The sequence below is a fragment of the Nostoc sp. DedQUE04 genome (genome assembly GCF_034530995.1).
In the GTDB taxonomy this organism is placed as follows: Bacteria; Cyanobacteriota; Cyanobacteriia; order Cyanobacteriales; family Nostocaceae; genus Nostoc.
Genome location: NZ_JAVRCA010000033.1, coordinates 1 through 25,297, shown reverse-complemented (window position 1 = coordinate 25,297; position 25,297 = coordinate 1). Strand labels below are relative to the sequence as shown.

General features: G+C 41.2%; 26 protein-coding genes. 6 read left to right on the top strand and 20 right to left on the bottom strand.

The annotated features are described in order from the left end of the window. Positions 1-98 precede the first annotated feature (98 nt). Positions 99-491, top strand: coding sequence for a Fur family transcriptional regulator (locus tag RM049_RS21545; protein ID WP_322705618.1), 393 nt, complete (start codon positions 99-101; stop codon positions 489-491). 65 nt (positions 492-556) lie between these two features. Here the strand turns inward: RM049_RS21545 and RM049_RS21540 are convergent, their stop codons facing one another. The 6 genes from RM049_RS21540 to RM049_RS21515 all read right to left on the bottom strand — a co-directional run bounded on the left by RM049_RS21540 (position 557) and on the right by RM049_RS21515 (position 3,904). Continuing rightward, complete coding sequence (locus tag RM049_RS21540) at positions 557-1,126, bottom strand: Uma2 family endonuclease (RefSeq protein WP_322705617.1); 570 nt, start codon at positions 1,124-1,126, stop codon at positions 557-559. Between the two features lie 155 nt (positions 1,127-1,281). Further along, a complete protein-coding gene (locus tag RM049_RS21535) occupies positions 1,282-1,626 on the bottom strand; it encodes a DUF5615 family PIN-like protein (RefSeq protein WP_322705616.1) in 345 nt (114 codons plus the stop codon). A gap of 16 nt (positions 1,627-1,642) precedes the next feature. Beyond that, positions 1,643-1,990: a DUF433 domain-containing protein gene (locus RM049_RS21530; protein WP_322705615.1), complete on the bottom strand. Its 348-nt coding sequence runs from the start codon at positions 1,988-1,990 to the stop codon at positions 1,643-1,645. 20 nt (positions 1,991-2,010) lie between these two features. Continuing rightward, entirely contained in the window at positions 2,011-2,163 is a 153-nt protein-coding gene (locus RM049_RS21525; RefSeq protein ID WP_322705614.1) for a hypothetical protein, read from the bottom strand. Between the two features lie 148 nt (positions 2,164-2,311). After that, positions 2,312-3,319 (bottom strand): SPFH domain-containing protein, encoded by a 1,008-nt coding sequence (locus RM049_RS21520; protein ID WP_322705613.1) that lies wholly within the window; start codon positions 3,317-3,319, stop codon positions 2,312-2,314. Between the two features lie 150 nt (positions 3,320-3,469). Beyond that, positions 3,470-3,904: an NfeD family protein gene (locus tag RM049_RS21515; RefSeq protein WP_322671881.1), complete on the bottom strand. Its 435-nt coding sequence runs from the start codon at positions 3,902-3,904 to the stop codon at positions 3,470-3,472. Between the two features lie 254 nt (positions 3,905-4,158). Between RM049_RS21515 and RM049_RS21510 the strand changes: the two genes are divergently transcribed. The 5 genes from RM049_RS21510 to RM049_RS21490 all read left to right on the top strand — a co-directional run bounded on the left by RM049_RS21510 (position 4,159) and on the right by RM049_RS21490 (position 11,511). Beyond that, positions 4,159-6,180: a protein phosphatase 2C domain-containing protein gene (locus RM049_RS21510; protein ID WP_322705612.1), complete on the top strand. Its 2,022-nt coding sequence runs from the start codon at positions 4,159-4,161 to the stop codon at positions 6,178-6,180. A 295-nt stretch (positions 6,181-6,475) separates the two neighbouring features. After that, the gene (locus tag RM049_RS21505; RefSeq protein WP_322671879.1) at positions 6,476-7,285 is read left to right on the top strand and encodes an ABC transporter permease; all 810 of its coding nucleotides are present in this window, start codon (positions 6,476-6,478) and stop codon (positions 7,283-7,285) included. Positions 7,286-7,880: 595 nt separating this feature from the next. Continuing rightward, positions 7,881-9,719 carry a bifunctional serine/threonine-protein kinase/formylglycine-generating enzyme family protein gene (locus RM049_RS21500; RefSeq protein WP_322705611.1) on the top strand — a complete coding sequence of 613 codons (1,839 nt, stop codon included), beginning with the start codon at positions 7,881-7,883 and terminating at the stop codon, positions 9,717-9,719. Positions 9,720-9,745: 26 nt separating this feature from the next. Beyond that, positions 9,746-10,207, top strand: coding sequence for a hypothetical protein (locus RM049_RS21495; RefSeq protein WP_322705610.1), 462 nt, complete (start codon positions 9,746-9,748; stop codon positions 10,205-10,207). 614 nt (positions 10,208-10,821) lie between these two features. After that, positions 10,822-11,511 (top strand): hypothetical protein, encoded by a 690-nt coding sequence (locus RM049_RS21490; protein WP_322705609.1) that lies wholly within the window; start codon positions 10,822-10,824, stop codon positions 11,509-11,511. A 250-nt stretch (positions 11,512-11,761) separates the two neighbouring features. Here the strand turns inward: RM049_RS21490 and RM049_RS21485 are convergent, their stop codons facing one another. From RM049_RS21485 to RM049_RS21420, 14 genes are all read right to left on the bottom strand, one after another. Continuing rightward, positions 11,762-12,307: a GNAT family N-acetyltransferase gene (locus RM049_RS21485; RefSeq protein WP_322705608.1), complete on the bottom strand. Its 546-nt coding sequence runs from the start codon at positions 12,305-12,307 to the stop codon at positions 11,762-11,764. Positions 12,308-12,374: 67 nt separating this feature from the next. Then, a complete protein-coding gene (locus tag RM049_RS21480; RefSeq protein WP_322705607.1) occupies positions 12,375-12,938 on the bottom strand; it encodes an NUDIX hydrolase in 564 nt (187 codons plus the stop codon). Between the two features lie 90 nt (positions 12,939-13,028). Further along, positions 13,029-13,787, bottom strand: coding sequence for a hypothetical protein (locus RM049_RS21475; RefSeq protein WP_322705606.1), 759 nt, complete (start codon positions 13,785-13,787; stop codon positions 13,029-13,031). A gap of 11 nt (positions 13,788-13,798) precedes the next feature. Further along, complete coding sequence (gene hpxZ / locus RM049_RS21470) at positions 13,799-14,185, bottom strand: oxalurate catabolism protein HpxZ (RefSeq protein WP_322700520.1); 387 nt, start codon at positions 14,183-14,185, stop codon at positions 13,799-13,801. A 65-nt stretch (positions 14,186-14,250) separates the two neighbouring features. Beyond that, complete coding sequence (locus tag RM049_RS21465) at positions 14,251-15,522, bottom strand: MFS transporter (RefSeq protein WP_322705605.1); 1,272 nt, start codon at positions 15,520-15,522, stop codon at positions 14,251-14,253. 27 nt (positions 15,523-15,549) lie between these two features. After that, positions 15,550-16,326, bottom strand: coding sequence for a sulfite exporter TauE/SafE family protein (locus RM049_RS21460; RefSeq protein ID WP_322671870.1), 777 nt, complete (start codon positions 16,324-16,326; stop codon positions 15,550-15,552). Between the two features lie 30 nt (positions 16,327-16,356). Beyond that, positions 16,357-17,013: an HAD family hydrolase gene (locus RM049_RS21455; RefSeq protein ID WP_322705604.1), complete on the bottom strand. Its 657-nt coding sequence runs from the start codon at positions 17,011-17,013 to the stop codon at positions 16,357-16,359. Between the two features lie 87 nt (positions 17,014-17,100). Next, positions 17,101-18,024: a DMT family transporter gene (locus tag RM049_RS21450; protein WP_416212653.1), complete on the bottom strand. Its 924-nt coding sequence runs from the start codon at positions 18,022-18,024 to the stop codon at positions 17,101-17,103. Between the two features lie 159 nt (positions 18,025-18,183). Continuing rightward, positions 18,184-19,563: an LLM class flavin-dependent oxidoreductase gene (locus RM049_RS21445; protein WP_322705602.1), complete on the bottom strand. Its 1,380-nt coding sequence runs from the start codon at positions 19,561-19,563 to the stop codon at positions 18,184-18,186. 582 nt (positions 19,564-20,145) lie between these two features. Continuing rightward, on the bottom strand, positions 20,146-21,060 hold the full coding sequence (locus tag RM049_RS21440) for a TauD/TfdA family dioxygenase (protein WP_322705601.1): 915 nt from the start codon (positions 21,058-21,060) through the stop codon (positions 20,146-20,148). 78 nt (positions 21,061-21,138) lie between these two features. Continuing rightward, positions 21,139-21,939 carry an SDR family oxidoreductase gene (locus tag RM049_RS21435; protein WP_322705600.1) on the bottom strand — a complete coding sequence of 267 codons (801 nt, stop codon included), beginning with the start codon at positions 21,937-21,939 and terminating at the stop codon, positions 21,139-21,141. A gap of 29 nt (positions 21,940-21,968) precedes the next feature. After that, complete coding sequence (locus tag RM049_RS21430) at positions 21,969-22,343, bottom strand: hypothetical protein (RefSeq protein ID WP_322671863.1); 375 nt, start codon at positions 22,341-22,343, stop codon at positions 21,969-21,971. Positions 22,344-22,448: 105 nt separating this feature from the next. Beyond that, a complete protein-coding gene (locus tag RM049_RS21425; protein ID WP_322705599.1) occupies positions 22,449-23,396 on the bottom strand; it encodes a zinc-binding dehydrogenase in 948 nt (315 codons plus the stop codon). A gap of 371 nt (positions 23,397-23,767) precedes the next feature. Further along, positions 23,768-25,150 (bottom strand): eCIS core domain-containing protein, encoded by a 1,383-nt coding sequence (locus RM049_RS21420; protein WP_322705598.1) that lies wholly within the window; start codon positions 25,148-25,150, stop codon positions 23,768-23,770. Positions 25,151-25,297: the final 147 nt, after the last annotated feature.

Genomic DNA, 25,297 nt, shown 5'->3' with positions numbered 1-25,297 from the left:
AACTGAGTGAAAATAAGATTACGAAGCGGTTAAAGTTAATCGATCGATTAGCTCATCTAACAGCTTCAAACTACAGTGGCATACTTAAATAATTGTCTATGAGAGCCATACGCACCCGCAGTCAAGAGCGTATTTTCAACCTCCTGAAAAATATCAAAAAAGGCATTTCCGCCCAAGATATTTACGTAGAACTACGTAATACAAATCAGAGTATGGGTTTAGCAACAGTTTACCGTTCTCTAGAAGCCTTAAAACTAGAAGGTATAGTACAAGTGCGGAATTTGGCTAATGGTGAAGCCCTCTATAGCCTAGCACAACAAGATAAACACCACCTTACCTGCTTGCAATGTGGTGTCTCAATTGCGATTAATCAATGTCCAGTTCATGACTTAGAAAACCAGTTAGAATCAAGCCATAAATTTAAAGTTTTTTACCACACCCTAGAGTTTTTTGGGTTGTGCAGTCAATGCCAGGTGAATCAAAATTTATGAGACGGATAAAGCGTGTTTTATTTGTGATTTTTGATTTCTGATTTCTGCTGTAATAAATGTTTTATTCAAATAAAACTCAACCAACTAAATACATCTGCAACTGTTAATTGCCAATTTTCTAAAACACTCAAAACTGGTAAGATATCTTGCTGTTCTTTTAATTCTGGTAATTTATTAGGTTCAAAAATCATGATGGATTCATCAGCAGAATCGAGTAACCAACCTAGTTTTGTTCCATTTTGAATAGAAAATGTAATTTTGTTGATAACTCGGTTAGGCGATTGTTCCGGTGAGAGAATTTCGATTATCCAATCTGGGGGAATCTCAAATTTATTTGTAACTCTACCTTTAGCATCAAGGGGAATTCTTTGCCATTCAAATACAGCAATATCTGGTACTATTGAACGACCTTCAAATGTACAGCGTAATTCAGGAAAGGCATAAGCAATTTTTTGCGGTTTAGCAATCTCATTAATAGCTGTGATTAAACTGCTTTGTAAAGTACTGTGTTCTCCTTGCGGCATAGGTTTTTGGTATATTTTTCCGTTAAAATACTCGCTTGCTGGTTTTGTCTCCGGTAGTTTTAAGAACTCTTCTATATTTAATGCTGTAGTTGACTCAATAGATAAGGTCATAATTTACAACTTATCAAAGCTTGATTATTTTATCACTAGAAGAATGCGACAATTTAGTGCTTAGACGTAGCCCGTCATAGACATCGTATTCCTCTCACTAGTCATTGTAATTTTATCAAATAGGTCAGATGAAATATTAGGCGATCGCATAAAGTTTATTGCGTTGTAGAAGAAAATCGATTAACACGAATCACTTTTCCTGTTAATGTTGATTCCGTAGAAATCACTCCATCAATATTTGTTGCTAATCGATTCCAATCTAAATCATCTTTGCAGGCAATTATCCCAGTATGTTCTGGTTTAATCTTATGTAATTTAAAAAAATCACGACGATTAAGAGTTAATACAGCCCGATTTTCTAATATCGCAAACTCTAACACCATATCATCAGAAATTCCAGCTTTGCCTGCTTCTTGTATAGTGATAACATCATATCCAAAAGTACGTAGTAATTCTACCGATTTACGCGGAAATTGCTCATCTGCTAACAATCTTGCCATACATCAACAGGATATTTTAAGAAGCATCTAAAATTGCATCAGCTTCTTCTTGTTCGTGAATAGCAATATCAATTTCGTGAGAAAATGCTTCAGCATAAAGCCATGCTGTTACCAAATCAGCTGCGCTAAGTTGAGGATATTGATCTAGAATATCAGCATCTTTAGCACCTTGTCGTCGATAAGTTACTAACAACCAAACAGGAATGCGTGTTCCGGCAATACAAGCATCAGCACCCATTACACCAGGGGTTTTGGTAATTCCATGATTGTTCGTATTAATACCTTGGGTTAAGATGCGAATTGCTTCAACTTTTTGGACTGGTGTTAAGGATAGTAACTGTGTTTCTAACTCTTGGGCTGTCATTGGAAACTATCTAAGATTAACTATATTTTAACGGGGTTTGAAAATTTACTACATAAGAGGTTAAACTGCTGAAATAATTTAATTACAGTCTCATTGCGCTGAATTTTTTCCTTAATTAAAGGATTAGCGATCGCAATAATAGCGTTGATAACCTGTTCTGGGTTAATTATCATTAGTCATTAGTCATTAGTCATTAGTCATTTGTCATTTGTCATTTGTCATTGGGAATGGGGCATGGGGCATGAGGCATTGGGCATTAATTATTCTTTCTCTCCGTACCTCCACTGTCTCCTCTGCTCCCCTGCTTCCCATTTCCCATTCTTAACTAGAGCGGTTATTTTCTAATCCTGGGATTTGTTTAGAAAACAATTCGTTAGAGTTAACCTGACCATCTGAAACGACGGAGCGTATACCCTCTAAGGCAGCGGGAATGGAACGCGGATCTATAAAAATCACTTTACTGCTATCGCTTTTACCAATTGTCGCGCCCATATCGAGATAACCCAAGGCAAACAAAACTTCCACTGCTTTATTGGCATTGGGATTATTGTGGAGCTTTTGGGCAATAATTTCTGATGACTCTGCGATCGCCTGGGCTTTCAAAACTTGTTGTTGACGTTCTGCTTGAGCCTTCAAAACGATCGCCTTTTGTTCGGCTTCCGCTTGCAAAATTACCGATTTTTGACGAGCTTCCGCATCCAAGATTTGCGCGTCAGCTTTACCTCTGGCGCTATTGACAGCAGCTTCGCGATCGCCTTCAGAAGTTAAAATTGCAGCCCGTTTACGTCGTTCTGCTGACATTTGCAATTCCATCGATTCTCGTACTGCTTGAGACGGAATAATATCTCGCAGTTCTACCCGTGTCACTTTCACACCCCAAGGATCGGTCGCAACATCCAAATCTTGTAATAAAAGCTCACTGATGTGGGAACGAGCAGTAAAAGTTTGATCCAACTCCAGTTGTCCCATTTCGGCACGAATTTGAGTCAGCACCATATTTATCATTGCCGCTTGGAGATTTTCTACCTTGTACCAGGCTTTTTCCATATCCACAATGCGCCAATAAAACACTGCATCTACCTCAATACCAACGTTGTCACGGGTAATGCACTGTTGAGGAGGAATATCTAAGACTTTTTCTTTGATAGTTTCTCGGTAGACAACTCTATCTACAAAAGGAACGACAAAGTTTAGTCCTGGTTCTAGTTTTTTGTTATAGCTACCCAATCTTTCCACCAAAGCTTCATTGCCCTGATTGACGACTTTCACCGAACCTGCTACAGCAGAACCACCAAGAGCTAAAAATACTAGTAAAAAAAACTGTTCCATTGTAAATCTCCTAATTTTTAATAAAGGGAGTGCAAAGTGGAGGAGATGAGTGAGCAGAGAAATTAGAGTAAAAAGAACTATTGAATTGTGACAAATGACAAATGACAAATACTTCGACTTCGCTCAGTACAAGTGACAAATGACAAATACTCAAGAATTCAACAGATTTTCTGGTACAACAATCAAAGTAGTACCTTCCCTCCTAACTACGTAAACTCTTTGATGGGGTGGTATGGTAAATTTGTCATCGTCACATCTTGCTTGCCAAGAATTTCCCTCATACCGTACCCGCCCTGTTTTTCCAGGCAGAATTTCTGTTAAGGTTTCAGCTATGACTGCATCCCGAATTTTTGATTTGCGTTGTCTTGGTTGCAAAAACCGACGAGAAAGCACGATTAGGGCTATGGAAAGCAACAGCCAAACTACAATTTGCAACCATACACTTCCCATACCCACTCCAGACAGCAGCGCCACCACAAAAGCGCTAATTCCCATCATCAAGGCGACAAACGCCGACGGTAAGAACAGTTCCATTAAACACAGAACTGCTCCTGCCAGAAGCCAGATTAAGGTAAAACTTGGCATAGCGCCATCCTAAACTCTACATTGACGTAAATGCATTTCTACGATTAGATACAGCCAGATATAAGTTATTTACAGAAAACAAAACTGGGTATTTCTACCAATAATTTTGTAATTTTGATTAATTTCAGTAACAAGGTGTAGCTAACGGTACACAAGTCCAGTTTATTCTAGCCTTCAATCCATTGCCAGCTAAAGTTAATCGAAGTTTATGTATAAATAAGAATTCTGACTCCTGACTCCTGACTCCTATATTTATGATTTCTACTCAACTGATAATTTTTTGTATAAATCCACGCTGTAATAGCCCCATTAATCCTATGGGAGATAATGTTTGTGCCAGTTGCCAAACTCCTTTAGTTCACCGCTATCTTTGGGCGACTGGCTCATTGGCTGCTTGCATCCCACCAGGCACAAAGGTAGCAGATAGGTATGAGGTAATTAAACAACAGATTTGGCTGGATACTCAACCGGGACTGCCGCCAGATGTACCTGAAGAATTGCCAACGGCAGTAATTCCTTATTTACGGTTATATCAAGAGCGGTTGCATCTGCCCCAGGCTTATGGGTTTGCTAGTAATCTTGAAGAAGATACAACTGATATCCTCTTATTGGAAAATGCGCCGATAGATAAGACAGGAAATATCTATCCAACTATTGTTGAGGCTTGGGAGGAAGCCACGGCAATACGACAAGTTTATTGGCTGTGGCAAATTCTCCAACTTTGGACACCTCTAGCAGAATTGGGACTTAGCCGCAGTTTACTAGTAATAGACAACTTGAGAGTCGAAGGTTGGTGTGTGCGACTGTTGGAACTCTACCAAACACCAGCTGATGAGAAGTTGAGTTTACAAAATCTGGGGGAATGTTGGCAGTTTTGGGTAGTTTCTGCGAAGGCATCAGTAGCTAAAGCGTTACAGGACATTGTCCAAGAGATGTGTGAAACTGAGATTGAGTTAGAGGAAATTAGTATTCAACTCAATAATTTACTACTAGCAGCTGCGGCAGAATTGCCATTAGTCTTGAAGGTGGCAGGTTCTACAGATATTGGCCCAATGATGGCGCAAAATGAAGATGCTTGCTATCCCAATAGTTTGAGTGATTTAGATGAACCTTTATTGCGCCACTTGTCGATTGTATGCGATGGCATTGGTGGGCACGAAGGCGGTGAGGTTGCGAGTCAGTTGGCAGTGCAGTCTGTAAAGTTGCAAATTCGCGCTTTACTAACTGAGGTGACAGAACAAACTGCACTTTTTTCACCTGAGTTGTTGCAGGAACAATTAGAAGCAAGCTTACGGGTGGTAAATAATGTAATTTGTGCCCGCAATAACGAACAAAAACGCCAGGGCAAAGAACGCATGGCTACAACTATTGTGATGGCGTTGCAAGTTCCACAACGAATCCAGACAAGTACTGGGTGGCAATCAAATAATACCCATGAGCTTTACTTAGCTAATGTTGGCGATAGCCGGGCCTATTGGATTACTCGCAATTATTGCCAGCTACTAACTATAGATGATGATGTGGCAACGCGAGAAGTACGCCTTGCTAAAAGTTTGTATCGAAAGGCACTCTTCAGACCAGATGCGAGTGCTTTAACTCAAGCATTGGGGACAAGAAATTCAGAATCTTTGCGTCTCAATGTTCAGCGATTTATTCTGGAAGAAGATGGCATTTTGCTACTGTGTTCTGATGGTTTAAGCGATCGCAACTGGGTAGAACAATCTTGGCAGGATTATGCAATACCCGTGTTAACAGGGCAAATGACAGTTGAAGATGCTGTCCGCAACTGGATTAACTTAGCAAACGAAAAAAATGGGCATGATAATACATCGGTTGTTATGACCTATTGCCGTGTCTCTCCAGAATACTTAGTACCCGTGACTCCGGCGTTGCCAGAAGAGATTATAGAAACAGAAATACAGGAAGAAGAACTAGAGAAATTAGAAGAACTAGAAGAACCAGAAGAACTAGAGGAATTAGAAGAACCAACTTCTTTTACAGAAAGTTCCCAAGCTTTGCTAGATTTGGATCTAAATTCGGATCTAGATTTGGATCTTTCAGAAGAACCACCTCTTAACCCAGAAATTCCACCAACTTTAATTACAAAACCGAAGTGGCGTAAACCTTTGGTAATGCTGGGGGGAGTGTTGGCGTTGCTTGTAGGGGGTACAAGTCTGGGATTATTTGCTTGGTGGCAAATTAATCCTCAAGGATTACAGCAGATGTGTCGGCAACTTCCCCAAGAAGTGCAGTCAGTGTGTCCGAGTGGGAAATAGATTATACCGAAATATTCTAATGTTGATGATAAATATTGCAATGTTTGCCAGGAATATTCTAATGTTTGCCAGGAATATTGCAATGTCTGCCAGGAATATTCTAATGTTTGCCAGGAATATTCTAATTTTGATGAGAAATATTGCAATGTTTGCCAGGAATATTGCAATCTTGACAAGAACTACTTGTATATTCACAGTGATGGAAAAGAAAGTGGCGATCGCTAGTCAGTAATCATTGACTTTTTACATAAAATATGATATAACCGATTGCTATCAAGAAAAATCATATATAAACGTGAATATCTCTCCATTTATCAAAAAACCGCGTGTCTCATGGCAAGCGGTTTTCTCACTGCTGATATTTGTGTTCATGTACCTGCCCATACTGGTACTTGGCTTTTATAGCTTCAATAAGTCGCCTTACAGTGCAACTTGGCAAGGATTCACTCTCGATTGGTATCGCAAGTTGTTCAGTGACGATCGCATTTTATCAGCTTTGCAAAACAGTATGATAGTTGCGGGTTGTGCCGTGGCAATTTCCGCAGTGCTAGGAACCTTGATGGCGGTTGGGTTGGCGCGTTACGAATTTCCTGGTAAAAAATTGTATCTGGGTATTGCTTACCTACCATTGATTATTCCCGATATTGCGATCGCAGTGGCTACTTTAGTATGTCTAGCAGCCTTTGCAGTACCTTTGAGTTTGTGGACAATAGTTGCAGCCCATGTAGTGTTTTGTCTAGCCTACGTTGGACTTGTGGTTGCTTCCCGACTGACTAATTTAGACCCCCACTTAGAAGAAGCAGCACTAGATTTAGGTGCGACACCAACCCAAGCTTTCATCAAAGTATTGTTACCTCAATTAATGCCTGGGATTGTCGCTGGTTGTCTGTTGGCTTTTGTTCTTAGCTTAGATGACTTTCTGATTGCTAGTTTTACTGCTGGTAGCGGTTCTAACACCCTGCCAATGGAAATTTTTAGCCGCATTAGAACCGGAGTTAAACCTGATATTAATGCTCTCAGTGTAATGTTAATTTTAGTATCTGCGATCGTTGCCTTTGTAGCTGAATTAATTCGCGCTTCTGGAGAGAATAAAACTTTCAAATAAGACTCGTTATTACCAATAAAAATTATGAGTAATTTGGTTCTTTATGAACTTTTTTGGATAGCGAACAACAGCTATATTAAAATATCGGGTGAGTTATGCTTGTCATAACGCACAAATATCAGTGTCATTCGGAATTTTAAATCTCCTAAGAGGTTGTTTTAAAAGTAGTTGACTGTGATTTTAATCACATTTTACTCCCCTTAATCCCCCCCTTATAAAGGCAGGAAAAAATAAATCTATTTCCCTCACCTTTCCAAATACCGTGTATACACAAGTCAAATTACCCCCCTTAATCCCCCCTTATAAAGGGAGGAAAAAAGAAAAATCCGGTTCCCTCCCCTTTGCAAGGGGAGGGTTAGGGTGGGGTAAACAAATACTTTATACACTACTACAAACTTTTTAAACATCCTCTAATGTAACTCTCTTAAATTTTGAATTTTGAATTTTGAATTTTGAATTGTATTCATCCTTATGCCCTCGTGTAAACATAGTTTTAAACACATGAATAAACTTCCGTGTTCGCTTCTCTACATAACTGTTTTCAATTAGATAATATTGGGGCTAACTTTGGATAAGATGCTATTTCCCCCTCATTATGCAAATCTGCCAAAATCCCAATTGCTCAAATCCATTCAACTCTGATAGCAATAGATTTTGCGTGAGTTGCGGACAAAGCAACTTTGGCAAACTTCTCAGAAACCGTTACCGCGTATTAAGACTCTTAGGTGAAGGTGGATTTAGTAGAACGTATTCTACAGAAGATGTAGACAGACTAAACGCCCCTTGCGTCATCAAGCAATTTTTCCCCCAGTTCCAGGGAACAGGACAACGCACTAAAGCCGCAGAATTTTTTAAAGAAGAGGCTTTTCGGTTGTATGAATTGGGAGAAAATCATACCCAAATTCCCAGATTACTAGCTTATTTTGAACAAGGTACTAGCTTGTATCTTGTACAAGAATTTATTCAAGGAAAAACTCTTTTACAAGAAGTTCAGCAGCAAATTTATGGCGAACAACAAATTTGGGAACTTTTAGCTGATTTATTGCCAGTTCTGGAATTCATTCATACCCATAACGTCATTCATCGAGATATCAAACCAGAAAATATTATCCGCCGTGCAAGTGATGAAAAACCCGTCTTAATTGACTTTGGCGGTGCTAAACAAGTAACACAAACCAGTATCGGAAGACAAGCTACGGTAATTTATACCCTTGGCTATGCCCCAACAGAACAAATGGCTGGATTTGCTTGTCACGGCAGTGATTTGTATGCTTTGGGTGTAACTTGTGTGCGTCTTTTAACTCAATGTTTGCCCTTGCAAGATGCTTCTGGACAGATTAACGATCCTATTTATGATGCCATGAATGCTAAATGGTTGTGGCGCGAACGTTTACAGCAAAAAGGCATTACTATCAGCGACGACTTAGGGAAAATTTTAGATAAATTACTCAAACATCTACCGAGTGAAAGGTATCAAACAGCAGTTGAAGTCATCAACGATGTCAAGTTTGCCACATCGAACATTGAACCTGTTGCCTTAAAAATTGTTTCGATACCTCAACCTATATTATCGCCGCTACCACAAAAAGTAATCCTCCCATTACCGCCATTAGAAACCTTTGAATTTGATGTAGTGACAGTAGACACAGGTGGTAGAGAAGTAAACCGCATGAACTGTAATGCCAACTTCTTTGCTGAAGAATTAGGTAAGTCTGTCACATTAGAAATGGTATCGATTCCTGGTGGTACTTACATGATGGGTTCACCAGAATTTGAAGGAGATGCTGACGAACGTCCACGACATCAAGTTACCGTTGAACCATTTTTTATGGGGAAATTTCCTGTAACTCAAGCACAGTGGAGAGTAGTAGCAGCTTTACCTAAAGTCAAACAAGCTTTAAATCCCCATCCATCGAAATTCAAAGGTCTAGATAGACCAGTGGAAAATGTATCTTGGTATGAAGCTGTAGAATTCTGTCTCAGGCTATCAGAAAAAACTGGACGCGACTATCGTTTACCGAGTGAAGCTGAATGGGAATATGCTTGTCGGGCTGGAACTACAACGTCTTTCCACTTTGGCGAAACCATTACCCCTGAGTTAGTCAGCTGCACAATGGAACCAAAAAGCAAATTCCGTAAAGAAACAACAAACGTCGGTAGTTTTGAAGTCGCCAACGCCTTTGGATTGTACGATATGCACGGGCTAGTTTGGGAATGGTGTGCTGATTCGTGGCATAACAATTATAACGACGCACCCTTAGATGGAACAGCTTGGGAAGTTGGCGGCGATATAAATCGCCGGGTGCTACGCGGTGGTTCTTGGAGTTTCAGTCCAGAACTGTGTCGCAGTGCTAGCCGTAGCTGGAATGAGTCAGACGGTGGACTGAGGGTTTGTGGCTTTAGAGTAGTATTTTCTGTAGAGGAGATTATTTAGTAATTTAATACCAAGCTATATAAATTATGAACAATAGAATTGAGAAAGGTGACATAGTAGTTATAAATAAAAGTGGAAAACATTATCAGCAAGTGGGTGAAGTTAGTCAAATAGATTACAATATTTTCTTTGTCAAAATAGTTTTAGTAAAGTTAGGTAATCAAGAAGAAGCCTTTGAAGAAAAAGATTTACAATTACAAACTAAAAAACCGAGTCTACAAGAAGTTATTACATCAATAGACAAAATTTTAGAACAAGTCGATCGAATTCAGCACTTGCCGACACAAGAGAAAGTAGAATTACCCAACCGTTTGAAATATCTGAAATTAGATATTCCTAAACTAGATAAACAATTGATTCAAAAAAATTTCGACAGTATAGATAAAATACTTGCAGCAGCAAGAGAAGTAGACTTTTCAGCCAGCTTTTGGCAGGAAATAGATCCTAATTTGGAGAAAATAAGCTGGTGGATTAGAACAAGTCTGTGAACTAAAAAGTAAATCGACAAGAAAAAATCAGCTTTCTCTAGTTCTCAGCTAAGTCTGGGAATACCTATTGTAAAAATACGCCTCCTAAATTTCCAACAGAACCGCTTTTAAGGCATTACCTCTGGCTGTAAACGAAAATTTTCTCTTGTGTTTTGGTTGAAATTGATATGTATGAGCATTGCTGTGCTTTTATCAACGTATTTATATCATTTTTTTATCATTATTACACTGAAATTATATAAGACAGTACTGCAACTCTTAATTTAAACTTATCAATAATTAAAGGTAAGCTTATGTTTGACCACTTCATAATTATTAGATTGAAGGGTAAATAATTGGTATTGGACATAATTAAACGTAACTATATTTTTTTCATTTTCTATCCTTAAAGCTTTATACTTCATGCTTTATACTTCATTCTGATGATTGATTTTTATTTGTACCTACTTACTTAACTTGGGTTTTTAAATACCTGGTTTAAATATTGTTATTAACTGTGTATTTACACAAACTTAACTTTTGCAAATATTTTTTTAGAGTAAATTTTGACTTTATAGATTAATAAGAAAGGTTTTATTATTTAAAATAAAATACGAAGATCATCAGAAATATATATGCATTTTTTTCAGTTTGCAGGGATTCTTGGTTGTACTACAGCAGCTTTCATCTCAATAGCACCCATACAGGTAGAAGCTGCAACTTTTAAAGTGATATCTGGAGTCACCAGTATCGATCGCGATCACGAAGAGATTCTTAGTAGTATTGGGCTAAACTTGACAGGTACTAATCAGACAGTTGCACCAATTCCTAGCAATTATTTAGTTGGTTTCAACATCGACTCAGCCACCAACTTCACGTTCAGTGACGAGGGCGGTTTTACTCCACTCTCTGGTACAATCGAGCATACTGGTACTGTTACATTCAACAATCAAATTACTGTTGGTAACTTTTCAATCGGTTTTGCTCCAGGACGTACTGTCACAGGTGCCAGCGGACTTGTTTTAAGAGATACGTTTTCTTTAAATACAATTTTGTTTGATTTGAGCGCTCCAGGACTTGTAGCATTTGATGGCTATAATTTAACCATCCCTGATGTGAAATTGTTGATTTCTCCAGAGTTTGCTAATATATTAGGCGACTCTAAATTGACCGGTTTGTTTGCTGGAACTGCACGAATTGATGCTCAAGTTGCTGCCGTCCCCGAACCTAATAGTGTACTAGCAACTTTAGTAGCAGGTGCGGCTCTTTTAGCAACTAGATTTTATACTCAAAAAATTAAATGCACCCGATCTTTTGAAGCATAGCCAACCAAAAGTTCGCTCTACAACCTAACGCTTCATCTTTTTAAAATCTCGTTCCTAGTCTTTGCTGGAATGAGACAACCCAATTATCAGGAGTGCTGAGTGAGGAATCTTACTTCTTTACTCAGCACAGGCTAAACGTCCCGCTAACGCTCAGTAAAAGTGCCCTACGATCCAAATACTTTCCGTTCTCATATTGATGCAATGGCTAACTATGTTTCCGTGAGCAGCCTCAACGTTGGTACAGAGATTATTAAACTTCTCTGCTTCTGAGATTACTTATTGTAAGAAGTTTACTTTCTGAGCGCTGCACAGCATATATATAGTGCGGTATGTTTCGCCATAGTGTCTCCTGAACGACCTTGAGTCCGTTCTTTTCAGCGACACGGCGAGAGGGGATGTTCTCTGGGCGAATCAAGGAAATGACGCGATCGCAACCCAGTACGTTAAAGGCGTAGTCTTGGCAAGCATACGCGGCTTCGGTGGCGTAACCCTGCCTTTGTTGGTCGCGGCGGACATGATAACCAATTTCGAGTTCTCGATGTCCCTCGACCTCTTGCCAAACCAGTCCGCAGTCGCCAATTACCTCGCCCGTTGCTTTAAGAACCATCGCCCATAAGCCTACGCCATGCTGTACGTAGTTGTGGCGATGTCGGTCAATCCATTTTTCCACCATCTCGCGGTCAAAGGGCTTTGGGTAGTAGCGCATCGACTCTGCATCGCCGAGGACAAGCAGTAGCGCGTCAAGGTCAGAAAGCGTCATTTCCCGCAGGAATAGGCGTTGAGTTTCCAATATCATTAGTGAATCCTCCTTTATGTCTGGTACGTAGTAAGGACTATTGACAAAGGCAACTCTAGCCAGATGACTAATAAAATTGCACTTTACCAAGTTTTTTGAGAGCGAAGAATAATGAACTAATATGTAATGTTTGCAGTAATATATTATTCTCAATACCTTCAATTACCTTTTCTAGGGGTAATAAAACTACATCAATTTGTTCTGTAACGTCTAACTTTAAATCAGCTACACATTCCACATCTGTTGCTAAAAAACAATGGGTGAAATTGGTATGAGTAGCTGGGTTTGGTGATAATATACCAGTTTCAATAAAATGATTGCTCGTGTAACCAGTTTCTTCTAATAATTCGCGTTTTGCAGCTTCTACTGGAAAAAAATCTTCAGTCTCTACAGCACCACTGGGCAATTCTAGAATTGTTTTTTTCAGACCGTGGCGATATTGCTTTACTAAAATAAGTTCTTGATTTTTGGTTAAAGCTACAACATTTACCCATGTTGGATATTCCAGAACATAATAGGGTTCAACTATTGTTCCATTAGGCATTTGGCAAGTATCAGACCGTACTGAAATCCATCTGTCTTTTACTATATGTCTAGATTTTAATAAAATCCAATCAAATGGACTTACCATATTTAAACCTCTGTTTTTCTACTTTTTACAATAATTATTTCATTGGATGCGTGTTGCTAAAATTACTGCATTTTTTGCCGTCACGCAGATTTATGTGGCAGTAATCTGATTCACCAAAACTTCTCGCAACACAACTGCTAAATCTTGCAATGCACGTTCACCATCTCCCACAAACGTTGAACCATGCATTGTCGCCAGTGTACGCGGCTTGAGAACTGCTAATTCTTGGAGAATGCGTTGGCGCAGCCCGCCGCAGGCATCGCTATGTGTTGTATATGGTATGTAATTGGGAAAAGGACTTGCTTCATAATTGACGATTGTTTGACGGAACCGTTCAATCACATCAGACTCAGTTATTGCTTCCACATCTCCAAACTGGTGGAAAAGGTCTGAGCAAAATAAGGTTTTATGACTAGTTTCCAAGAATAATCCTGCATCCCAACCATGAGGAACTTGGGGTGTATGGTGAAACTGAAAATTATATTTACCAGTGTTTAAAACTTCAGCGTGTTGCATAATTTTGGATGGACGAATTGCAAAATCATCTACACTCACAAAGGCTGCTATGGGGCTACAACCTGTCTGAGCATTTGGCGCAATAGACAGCCATTCATTTAGCGATCCACATTCATCAGCTTCAAAATGGCTAAAGCTAATCCAGCGAATTTGTGATGGGTCAATAATCTTTGCCACTGCATCATGTACTATTGAAAACATCCCCTTTAGACCCGTATGAAATAATAATGGTTTTTCATCCTTCACTAAAAACTGGATGAATTGCATATCTATTTTTGGGTCATAGGTTGAGATGCGATAGATATCTGGGGCAATTTCGGTAATGCTAGTCATAGTTTTAAAATTCACACTGGCAATAATGAAACATGGGCTGATACCACCTTCCAGCCTTCAGTAAACCTGTACCAAGTCTGGCTTTGTCGCCCGAAACGCTCTACACCATTGATAATTCGGCGAAACTCTAAAGTCACTGTTGCTGCATCTTTCCCAAAGGTGACAACCTTGAGATTCGAGATTTCTCGCTCTATTTTCGGGTTGGGTCGATTCTGACGAAAGTTACGAATTTCATCGCTACCATAGAGGTTTTCTGTGATTCCAAAGCGCACGACTTCAACCGCATCCCAAAACAAGCTATCCATCACCTCCAAATTGTTATTAAAAAGGGCTTTTTCATATTTGAGATATAAATCAGTTACTTCAGCTACAACAGTAGGGTCATTTATAGTAGTCATTGTGTTACCAATTTTTGATGTTATGGCTGATTATGCACTCTTTTAAATAGCCAGAGCTATTTTTTTTAAGCTCCTTCAGTAGGTAAATTCAGACGAACTAGATCGCGAAAGGTGGAGATTTGCTGCATAAATAAAATTGAGCCTGCAATACAAATACTTGCACCAAGGATGACAGTATTGCTACTACCAATTTTGCTTGCTAGTGCGCCAGCTATTAAGTTGCCTATAGGTACTGCGCCTGTAGATGCCATAACATAAAGACCTGTAATTTGTCCGCGATTTTCATCGCTCACCAATAACTGAAGCAAAGTACGTCCGGCAATTATTTGCAAAATAAAGCCGAAACCAGCCGCTAATAATGAAAGCAGCGAAAGCCAGAACACACGGGATAGGGCAAAGACAATTAAGCTTACTCCCATAAAACCTATACCCAAAGCTAGAACTTTACCCGATTCCAGTACATTGCTATGCTTCGTTAAATAGATACCACCTGCTAAGGTTCCCAAACTGGAAGCTGTCATCAAGAAACCGAAGGTGTTAGGGCCACCTTGCAAAATCTCCTTGGCAAAAATCGGCCCTAAAGCTAAATAAAATCCCCAGACGCAGCAAACTAAAGCCGAACCAATTAAGACTGAGCGAATTGGCAAAAACCCAAAGGCATATTTAAAACTAGTTTTTAATTCTTCTAAAGGTTTGCGCTTGGAAATAACTACTTTTCTAGATGTCAGTTGTATTGCTAGCAGGGCAATAATTACAGCGAAGTAACTGATGCTATCAATCAGGAAACACAACCCCGATCCCAGCGCTACAATCAGCAAACCTGCGTAGCTTGCCGCCGTAGGCATCGCAGGGCCTACCATACTCGTCACACTCACAAGAGAAGAGTATAAGGCAAAGGCATTACCGAGATTTTCCTTACTAACTGTTTCTGGAAGAAATGCCTGTCGAGTCGGAATATCGAAGGCGTTGATAATCCCTTGCAGCACACCAAGAATTGCAATGTACTCGATATTAATCGTACCGCTTAGGGCTAGCCACGTTAGAGCCAAAGACTGAAGCATTCCCAAAATCTGGGCGACAAGCAGAATGCGATGGCGGTTGGTGCGATCGGCAATGATTCCACCCAGAGGAATCAACACAAGTGTGGGAATTTGGCTGGTAAAGCCCACTAGACCAAGTAACCAAGCGGAATCAGTGAGGCGATATACTAACCAACTAGTAGCCACTTGAGTCATTGATGTACCAATCAAAGAAATTGCCTGACCTGTGTAGTACAGGCGAAAATTTCTGGAACTAAAAGCACGCAGCATGACTTGTGATTTGTTTGATGCTTCCATACATCACCCCTGAGTAGTTCCCAGTTCTTAACCGTGAATAAAAAAGTAGGCAGTCATGCTAAAGGCAACAATCATCACAAATTTCCGAATTAAGTGCGGTTCAAGTTTACGAGCATAATGGGCGCTTAAGTAACCACCAAGAGAGCCACCGACTGCCATCAAAATAGCTTGATGCCAAGCAATCACACCAGCAAAAAGAAATGGAACGATCGCAATACCATTGATACAACTCCCTAAAAATGTCTTAAAAGCATTCATTTTGTGGATACTTTTGATACCTAAAAACGTTAAAGCTGCCAGCATTAAAATTCCTATACCTGCGCCGAAGAAACCGCCATAGATGGCGATCGCTAGTTGAGCCAGTACCAAATTAAACAACGGTACAGATTCCGGTGATGTATTCTGGTTTTGACGCTGCAACCACTTTTTGAACGGTTCGCCAAAGGTAAATACAACTGTTGCTAGCAGCAATAGATAGGGAATCAGCTTTTTAAAGACATCTGGCGATGTATACAACAAAGCTATGGAGCCAATCATGCCACCAACTAAACTGACACCACATAAAAGTAAAAAATCTCGCCGCTCGATGCCTAAATCTTGACGATATGCTCCAGCACTGGCTAGGGAAGCCACCCAAATTGCAGTATTATTGGTGGCGTTAGCTGCGATCGGAGGTACACCCGTAAAGATGAGAGTCGGAAACGTGATAAAGCTTCCACCACCGGCTACAGCATTTAAGCCGCCTGCAATAAAAGCAGTACTAAACAACAGCAAGCTATGGATAAACGTTAATGATGGCGGCATTATTTTAAATTACGAATTACGAATTACGAATTACGAATTATAAATTATAAATCTGGGAATATCACTTGGAGAATGGGCAATCAAGTCAGCACCATGAGCCTTCAATTCCTCCTCGGTTCCATAGCCATAGGTGACACCAATTGAGGCGATTTGATGGCGCTTGGCTCCAATGATGTCATGGGAGCGATCACCTACCATCACCACAGTAGAGGGTAAAAGTTTTTCTGTTAATAAAATATGGTGAATTAAGTCACCTTTTATGCTCCGGGTTCCGTCAAGTTCACTACCATAAATACCATCAAAAAGCAATGATAAGCCAAAATATTCAATAATTTGCGTAGCATAAATATATGGTTTAGAAGTCGCAACAAAAGTTTTATAACCAGCACAACGAATTGCTTTTAAAACTTCTGTAATTTGGGGATAAAGTGAGTTTTCAAATAATCCAATTGTGGCAAAACGACGACGATATAGTAAAAGAGCTTGTTCAATTACTGTACCATCCAAGGTATTGAGTAATTGCGAAAAGCTATCTTTCAGTGGCGGGCCAATACACCAATTTAATTCATCAGCATTCGATGGTTTGTAACCAAGTTCAGAGAGCGCATACTGAATACAACCAGTGATGCCAGGTTTCGGATCTGTCAAAGTCCCGTCAAGATCGAAGAGGATAGCGGAGAAAGGCATATTTTAATTCGTAATTCGTAATTCGTAATTAAGAAAGTAACGTTCTAAAATTACCCCATGCCCCATGCCCAATTCCCAATTCCCAATTCAACTCCTAATTTTGAGCGATTTCATAAAGCCTTCTGCACTAAGTAAGGCGATGCCTAATGTGACAACACCAATCCCTATACTCTGAATCACGTTTAAAGTTTCGTTAATGGTTATCCATGCCACTAACGCCGTCAAAGCTGGACTGCTAGAGCCGATTATGGAAGCAGTAGATGCGCCAACCATCTGAATCCCTACATTGTTTAAAGTGTGTCCCAGAAAGCTAACAAGACCCGAAAAGATGCTACCAATCCATAAAGGTGTCCAGTCAAGTTGGGCGTTATTAGCTGGCCAAAACAGTAAACTAATACCGGAGAGCAGTAGAGTGGAGGCAAAACTGATCCAGGTAAAGGGAACTGGATGGAATTTTTCCAAACATTTTTGAGCAATGATGCAATAAAAGGCGTAAACGATCCCAGCGCCAAAACTAGCGAAAATGCCGATCGCAATGGTATGACTGCTATAGGTGGCAGAAGATTGGGGAATGGTGAGAGCGCTTCCCACCAGAATAATACCCATCACCAGCCAACGGAACAATGTGGGGCGATCGCCAAAAAACCTCCAAGATAGCAGCGCTGTAAATACGGGATAGGTGAAGAAAAGGGTCAAGGCAATACCTGTGGGAATCAAGCCAATAGCAATGTAGAGTGAGGCAATATACACAAACATCAGCACTCCACAGCCAAGAGCTTGAATCAAAATATCCTTACCGTTTCGAGTGAACAAGTCTTGAAATTCTGTCCAAGCAGATGGATATAGCTTGAATGATAAAGATGCCATGAGTGGAACCACCAGCAGCATTCGCATGAACATCAGCAAGAATGAATTCTGCAAATCCGGTTTAACGTATCCACCGAGTAAAAATAAACCTAGTACGAGATGTTCTGAAAACAAAACTCGGACTGTAACGTTGTGAAACGTCAAAACAAAGGAGGATAGAAGAACCGTCAGGATGCCCAACACGATAAAAAGTTTCCTTAGAGACGACTTGATTGTATTGTTAAAACTACTGGAATAACAAACCAGATGAAGTTTGAGGAAATCAAAGCCGTCGCTTCAAAAACACTGCCAGTTCAATCAAAACTATGCCAAGGAACCGACGCCCACAGGTTCAGGAGCAGTCTTTGTGCTGAACTGGTTCACCGGACGAGGCAAACCAAGATTTTCACGCAAAGTACTACCTTCATACTCAGTACGAAATATTCCTCGGCGTTGCAGTTCGGGAATTACCAAATCCACGAATTCCTCTAAACCCCCAGGTAGCCAGGGCGGCATAATGTTAAATCCATCAGCCCCACCATTGACGAACCAATCTTCTAACTGATCGGCAATGTGTTCTGGTGTTCCGAGAATCGTTCGATGTCCCCGCGCTCCTGCAATCCACAAATACAGTTGTCGGATTGTTAAATTCTCTCTGCGGGCAAGATCGGTAATCAACTGCAAGCGGCTTTTGCCACCGTTGGTATCTGGCAGATCCGGCAGCGGCCCATCTAGGGGATACTTAGACAAATCATGGCCACCCACTAACCCAGAGAGCAGCCCTAATCCGACCAAGGGATGAATCAACTTCTGAAGTTGCTCATATTTATCTTTAGCTTCCTGCTCAGTCTTACCAATTACGGGGAATACACCTGGCATAATTTTGAGATGGTCAGGGGAACGTCCGTATTTAGCCAATCTCCCCTTGACGCTGGCGTAGAAGGCTTGAGCTTCTGCCAATGTCTGTTGTGCAGTAAAAATCGCCTCTGCTGTTTGGGCAGCTAAATCCTGTCCAGCCTCGGAAGATCCAGCTTGTACGATTACTGGATATCCCTGTGGTGGACGCGCCACATTGAGCGGGCCGCGCACCGAGAAATATTTACCCTTGTGGTGGGGAACATGCAACTTTTCTGCATCAAAGTAAATACCTGACTCCTTATCGTGGAGAAAAGCATCGTCTTCCCAACTGTCCCAAAGTTTGGTGACAACATCCACAAATTCCCTCGCCCGTTCATAGCGGAGTGAGTGTTCTAAGTGGTTTTCTTGGCTAAAATTCTGCGCTGCGGCTTCAGCAGCAGAGGTTACAAGATTCCATCCGGCACGACCACCGCTAAGATAATCTAGTGATGCAAACTTGCGGGCGAGATGAAAAGGTTCATCATAAGTCGTTGATGATGTCGCCACCAATCCGATATTTTCTGTCACCGCAGACAGAGCCGACAATAAGGTTAAAGGTTCAAAATGGACACTGAATTGTCCCGAACGGCTAAAAGCCTCAGTCCCTTGCCCTCGATCCCAGACAGCTAAACCATCTGCGAGGAAAAGCATATCAAATTTACCCCGTTCAGCCGTTTGTGCCAGCTGCTTGTAATGCTGGAAATTCAGACCTCCGTCAGCCGGGGTGTTGGGATGTCGCCATGCTGCGACATGATGACCACTACCGGGTAAAAATGCTCCGAGTTTAAGTTGTTTTTTCGTACTCATGTTTGTATTTGCGAGGCGTACTCATGCTTTTTTCGTTCTTTTATTTGGAACAAGAAAGTGTTGGTTATTAAGACTCTGGTTTTGTTACTTGCATGGAAGGTCGTTTAGAAAATTCATCTTCAGTTCTAGTGTTGCTACTCGTGGAATGCGTGCATAAGGTGAGTTAGGTGTATAGAAAAGTTTCATAAAAAAGCGCGATCGCCATTAGTCAGCAAAAGGTTAAGCCAGCAAGGGGGAGGGAACAGGGAAGTGGAGTTCAAAGACTCATTAATGAAGCTCAAAGACTCATTAATGGAGTTCAAAGCCTCATTAATGAAGCTCAAAGACTCATTAACGAGTATCAAAGCCTCATTAATGAAGCTCAAAGACTCATTAACGAGTATCAAAGCCTCATTAATGAAGCTCAAAGACTAATTAATGGAGTTCAAAGCCTCATTAACGAGTATCAAAGCCTGATTAATGGAGTTCAAAGACTCATTAATGAAGCTCAAAGACTCATTCACGAGTATTAAACACTCGTTCACAAGTATCAAAAACTGATCTCTCTCCTATTCCCCATGCCCCATGCCCCATGCCCAAGTATTATGCAGTCACCGCCTCACGTCGGTTGTACTGAGAAGCATCTCCTTTGATAGCCTCACTTTGTTTACCATCGATGCCAACTGGGAGATCGCCGACAATTGTGACTCGTTGAACGTGGCGGGGCTGATCGCCGTAATCTGCGATCGCATAATGTTGAGTAGCCCGATTATCCCAAAAAGCTACGTCACCAACTTGCCAACGCCACCGGACTGTGTTCTCAGGACGTGTGATGTACGCTTGCAACAGCCGCAGAATATCATCTGATTCAGTCGTTGATAAGCCACGGAACTGGCGCACAAATCCGCCGATGAATAGCCCGCGCTCTCCAGATTCGGGATGGACGCGTACAACTGGGTGCAGAGTCTCGTACACAGTCGAGGTGAAGACAGCCCGGTAAGCCTTGGCATCTTCAGGTAAGTCAAATGCAGTAGCATAGTCGTATTTGTTGCTATGTACTGCCCAAAGTTGGTCTGCGAGATTACGCAGATGAATAGGTAAATCTTGGTATGCAGTCACCGAGTTTGCCCAGATTGTATCGCCACCAGTTGGGGGAATATCAAGCGCTCGTAAGATAGAACCGAGAGGTGGACGGTCTACAAATGTCACATCGGTATGCCAGCTATTGGCGCGGGAAGTGGTACGACCATAATTCAGGTCTAAGACTTCTGGGTTTTCTGGCAGCGATGGTATAGTTGGGTGGGCTGTAGTGACTTCACCAAAACGACGAGCGAAAGCAACCTGTCCATCAGCATCAAGCTGTTGCTGACCACGGAAAAATATCACTTTGTATTTGACTAAAGTCTTGCGAATATCGCTGATGATGTCATCACTGAGATTAGAACTCAGATTAACACCAATAATTTCAGCACCGATACGTCCTGCAACTGGTTTGATATCAAAGTATTGAGAACCCATGTTTTTGATCTCCAAGAAGTTTATGTTTTTACAAAATGTAGAGACGCGATTCATCGCGTCTGATGAATTGCGTCTCTACTAAACACCAGGGGTAGATCCGCCATCAACGATAATCTCTGTTCCTGTAATCGATGCAGCAAGATCAGACACCAAAAATAGCGCCAGTGCGGCAATTTCTTCTGGCTGGGCGATTCTTTTTAAAGGAATACTTTGGATATTTTGTGCCTTTACTTGCTCAACGGTGATGCCTTGCGCTTGGGCGTTTTGCCGAGCTAAAGTCTCGGCACGCTCAGTAGCTGTAGCACCAGGGGAGATAGCGTTAATCCGAATTTTGTACTCGGCTAGCTCTTTAGAAATGCCCTTCGTGAAATTCAACAAAGCAGCATTGCTTGTACCGCCAGCTAGGAAGTTCGGACGAGGTGTCCGTCCTGCACCGCCGACTATATTGACAATCCGCCCATCACCGCGACTTTTTTGATGGGGAACGACGGCTCTAACTAAGCGGATATAGCCCAATAATTTTAAGTTCCAAGCATCCAAAAATAAATCATCTGTGGATTCTAGGAAAGACCCAGCACGGGCTGATCCGGCATTGTTAATTAAGATATCAATCTGATTAAACTGGGCTAATGTTGTGGAGACAACTTTCTCAACATCCTCTGCTTTAGTTAAATCAGCGCTGATGGCAATAACTTTAGCGCCAGAAGTTGGTAAAGACTGGATGTCAGCTACTGCATTTTCTAGTCTTTCTTGATTGCGGGCTGCGATCGCAACATTCACACCCTCACTATAAAGTGCTTTGGCAGTAGCTAAACCAATTCCCGCACTTCCTCCTGTAACGATCGCAGTTTTACCTGATAGTTTTAGTTCTAAACTCATACAAACTTACCCTCAAAAATCTAAATAATTTAATTGCGAACCAATAATATTGCTGATTGAGAGCCTGTATTGTGGACATCCAAGATGGTTTGATTTTCCCCAGAAGTGCAGCCCAGAAGTATTTTGATTTCTGTATCCCGTTTTTCCAAGTCAACACTACAAATGACGGCGGTGACTTTTTTACTAGACAAACTACCTATCCAAACATCAATATCGGCTCCATCTCCAGAGCGAGTGTTTTCCAAGTATCCATAGTCCAACGGATAAACAAAGGATGAATAACGTGGATGTGATGTCCCTTTTGGGCGATCTATCTTGAGATTACTAATGGCTACAAGCCGATCTAGTTTGAACCAAAAATCAGCATAATTCGTAGTTTTTAATTCATCATTCGTAATTCTCACCTCACAAATAAATCTGCCTGATTGCAACAAGGAAAAACATTAGTCTTTCTGAATAAATTAGTGCATGAAAAAATTAATTACGAATTACGAATTACGAATTACGAATTATTTTGAAATGTGCAATACAGCCTTGCCAGGAAAACGCCTGTCGAGTAGTTGTTGTGCTACATCAGCTATTTGTGTCCAAGAAGCTTCTAAATCAATGTGAGGATGTAACTCACCTGCTTCTACTAGACTCAAAAGTCTTTTTAGACCGACTGCTGCTGATTCAAATCTCAATTCATCAAACAGACGTAAACCATACAGGCTGACGCTACCAGTCCCAAAAAATTGAGCCGCATTGAATGTCACTTCAGCTCCCCCAGAGACTCCATACAGTACAGTTTTTCCATCCTGTGCCAGTAAGCTAAGGGCTATACCCAAAGTCTTGCCACCCACTGACTCTACAATTAGATCGTAGGGCCCATACTCGCTGGCAGGTGAAAGGTCTTCGCCAATCACCACCGATTGCGCCCCTGCTTCTCTAACTAAAGTTTCATAACCAGCTTGACGAATATGTGCCACGACTTGCGCTCCTGACAGTTGCGCCAATTGGATAGCGAAGTAACCAACGCCTCCTGATGCGCCTGTAACCAGAACTGTCCGACCCAAAAGTGAACCACCTTTTAACACCGCATGGTATGCAGTTAAACCCGCTACAGGCAATGTGGCAGCTTGAGCAAAAGATACCGATGATGGCACTACTGCTAAAGCATTGGTGGGAACAGATACGAGTTCTGCCCAAGCACCAGCACGACGCAAGCCAACTACACGCGCCCCTTGGGGAGGCCCCGAACCATCGGCGGCGGCGATTTCCACTACACCTGCCAAATCCCAACCAGGCTGCCAACCAGCCTCAGCAGTGGTTGAACGTTTTATCTCTCCCCGATTGAGGGAGATTGCTGCTACCCGCACTAGAGCTTCATCTGGGCCAGGCTTTGGTGCAGTCACTTCAGTCAGTGCCAAACGCCCCGGCACATTGGGATCAACAATCACAGCACGTATTTTGCTCATAAGGTTGCCCTGGCTTAGAGATTAATTTCTAGTTTGTTGGTTCGCAATGTATTCCCTGCAATAAATAATCTCGATAGATTAGCTATTTATTCTTAACTCCCAATCTGTGTAAATAGGTTAACGAGATTTAAAAACAACGGTATCTTGATAAGATTACAGTATTTTATGGTTTGTACAAAAAAAACTATCACAGACAGCCAGAAGAATCAAGCACCTTGTGGAGAAATTCGCCGTTGACACTTCTTGCACTGTAGTCAAGCCAAGTAGCTTCCGTATGATTCGGAGTTCTTTTTGTAATTTCTCAATTTGACTCCAAACAGTGTAAACGCGAAAATGATTAGCAGGTCTGCGTTATTTTGGTGTTTTCGCCTCTATTGTTGAGTTTGAACCTCTACCTTTGCATCCGATTCATCTCCACTTTGAGAAACTTTTTCTGGGCCGCACTGTACCGGAGTTACTCCTGTACCTTGAGTGAGTCCGTGTTTCGTTGTGGTGTCGTAAGCATTATTATCAGTATTTGCTTGGGCGTAAGTATCGTTAAAAATCTTGTCAGATGCTGAGGTTGTTTTGCCAAGAAGCTTTTTGTGTAAATCTTTAAAAGCCTTCTCGTCAATACTAATGTGCCCATTCTCGTGTGTATCAAGAGCGCTATAAAACCTTGCCCATTCTTTTTTAACAGGTTCGCACTGTTGATCGAGTTCCGTCCAGACGGGCATTGCCTTAGTTTCTGTTACTAAGACATCTGCCTCATAAACAATTTCATCGGATTTATCTTCTGCTTGATAAGTTTTGACATCTTTTGCGGGGGCACAAGTAACACTGCCCGCTTCGCCCTTTCCTTGTGATGTTAAGTTTGTAATTGCTTCGGTAATATTTTTTCCCGAAGCAGTAATTGTGGCATTCTTTTTGTCAATTTTAGTTGTCCCTTTTTTGGGCGGCATACCACTAGTCTGTTCAACAGGGGCTGGTGCTGTAGATGCATCGCTTTGTTTCTGCACTTTGCCTGTCTGCTGTACCACATGGGTTAACTCATGGGCTGTCAACTCGTTATTACCAGGTGATTTCTCGGCGCTAAAGTAAACATCACTACCATGAGTAAAGGCCTGCGCTCCCAACGACTTACTCATCTGCGTAGCATTGGAGTCAGTATGTACTCGCACATCGTCGAATTTACTACCAAAGCGTGGTTCCATAAAGTCTCGCACTTCGGGAGATAACGGGCTTCCTCCACCCTTACTATTATTTAACTGACTCTCAATATTATCTTGGGTTTGGACGCTGCGATCGCTAACCCTTTGTAGCGACAACTCGGTTTGTACTTCCTCTTTTTCTTGTTCACAATCTGCACATTTTCGTTGTACTATATATGAATCTATTCCACCAATATTTATATTTGACTTAGGTCTAGGTAGAAGCATAATCTGGTCAGATGACTGCTCATACTGGTCTTTTGGCTGGCTACCTATAAGTTGCGGCTGTGGACGATGCAAAGATATGCGACTAATGTCATGAACAAGAGGTTTTTCTTTAATAGCTTCTGGTTCTAATAATTGCTCATTAACAGACGTAGTTTCTTGAACGTCGCCATTGAGCGCAGTATTATTATTTGTTGGTAAACCAAAACCGCGTGTTGGATTGGCCAATGTGGGAATATTGGATGAGACAAGCGATGGATTCGTAAAATTTGATGTCCCTATGTGGGGCCGCTTCCATGTGGTTAAAGGCAAAGCGGCTTGTCTTTTAATGTCGCTCATCTCTCAATTCCTACATTTTCTAGATTAATTAGTAACCTCTTATCTATTGCATTCCAGTATTTTCTATACAAAAATATAACTATTTTATTGACATAAACCTCATCCACCTTGAGAACTGGAGTTTTTCAAGAAGATATATTAGTTTAA